A 1,381-nucleotide genomic window follows, 5' to 3' on the forward strand; every position below is an offset into this window, starting at 1 on the left:
ATAATATTGATGTGAATGATTTTCTTTTGCTTTCTAAAATGGTCAAGTTTATATTAGAAAGCACAAACATAAAGTAACTTTAAATAAAAGAAAATTTTTTACCCCCGTATCTTTTCATCCAACTTAAAACGTTTAAAGGGTAGAGAGTGCAAAAGGAGTGAAATCAATGTCACACAAGCTAGAAATTGACTGCATAGATGGAGAGCAAGAAATTGGGTTTGGGGAGGAATTTTGGATTGAGAATTATCCAAAACTTCGACGCTATTGTCACTTTATCGCCCAAAATGGTTGGGATGGAGACGAAATCGCACAGGAGACGTTTATCAAGACTTTAAAATATCGAAGCCACAAGCAAAAGGTGACGACAGCATTAATAAATAAGATTGCCTATAATCATTGGGTGGATATGCTGAGAAAAAGAAAGAATGAAACCGTGGAAGCTGATCTTGATTTTGCCAATGATGCTTTCAATCATAAACTGGATGAGACAAGGGAAACAGTTAATCAACTCATCAAAAACTTCACTCCCAACCAGGCAATCATCTTTTTGTTAAAAGAGGGGTTTCAATACCAACTGAAGGAAATCGCATCGATGTTAGATTCTACAGAAATGGCAGTGAAGGCCAATCTTCATCGCGCCAAAAAGCGGCTGGAAAAGGCAAACGAAGAGAGGCAGTTTCATTCATTGGATTTGTTTTGGAATGAGGAAGAAAGGGAGCATCTCTCAGACCTGTTTTATGAGGCATTGAAAAATCAAGATCCAACCATCCTCATTCAATCGATTCGTTCACGATTAACTCATAGTGAAGCCCCAAAACTAGGCTCGGGTAAAATACGTACCAAACCAACTTTCACTCCTTCAAGCACTCTCTGTATGGCTGCATAGCCAAATCGCTTTCAAGGAGGGATTGGAATGAGTACTATTCCATATGTAATTGAACAATCAAATCGTGGAGAACGTTCATATGACATTTACTCTAGACTGTTAAAGGATCGAATTATCATCATTGGTGATGAAATAAATGAACATACGGCTAATAGTGTCGTCGCCCAATTATTATTTTTAGCAGCAGACGCACCTGATAAGGAAATATCACTCTATATCAATAGTCCAGGAGGTTTAACCACAGCGGGTTTTGCTATCTTTGACACCATGCAATACATTAAGCCAGACGTCAGGACGATCTGCACAGGGATGGCAGCTTCATTTGGAGCGATGTTACTGCTTGCTGGGAAAAAGGGAAAACGATATGCCTTGCCAAATAGTGAAATTATGATCCATCAGCCATTAGGAGGAGCAAAAGGGCAGGCAACAGAAATCGAAATATCCGCACGAAGAATTTTAAAGCTTCGAGAGCATATTAATCAAATTATTTCAGAA

General features: G+C 38.7%; 2 protein-coding genes. Both read left to right on the forward strand.

Going from position 1 to position 1,381, the window contains the following annotated elements:
• The first annotated feature begins 166 nt into the window (after positions 1–166).
• Positions 167–886, forward strand: a complete 720-nt coding sequence (locus V7659_RS31490; RefSeq protein ID WP_335543907.1) for a sigma-70 family RNA polymerase sigma factor — start codon at positions 167–169, stop codon at positions 884–886.
• A 27-nt stretch (positions 887–913) separates the two neighbouring features.
• A partial coding sequence (locus tag V7659_RS31495; protein WP_335543908.1) for an ATP-dependent Clp protease proteolytic subunit occupies positions 914–1,381 on the forward strand: 468 nt, incomplete at its 3' end.

The sequence above is a fragment of the Neobacillus drentensis genome (assembly GCF_036966985.1).
Classification (GTDB): Bacteria; Bacillota; Bacilli; order Bacillales; family Cytobacillaceae; genus Neobacillus; species Neobacillus drentensis_E.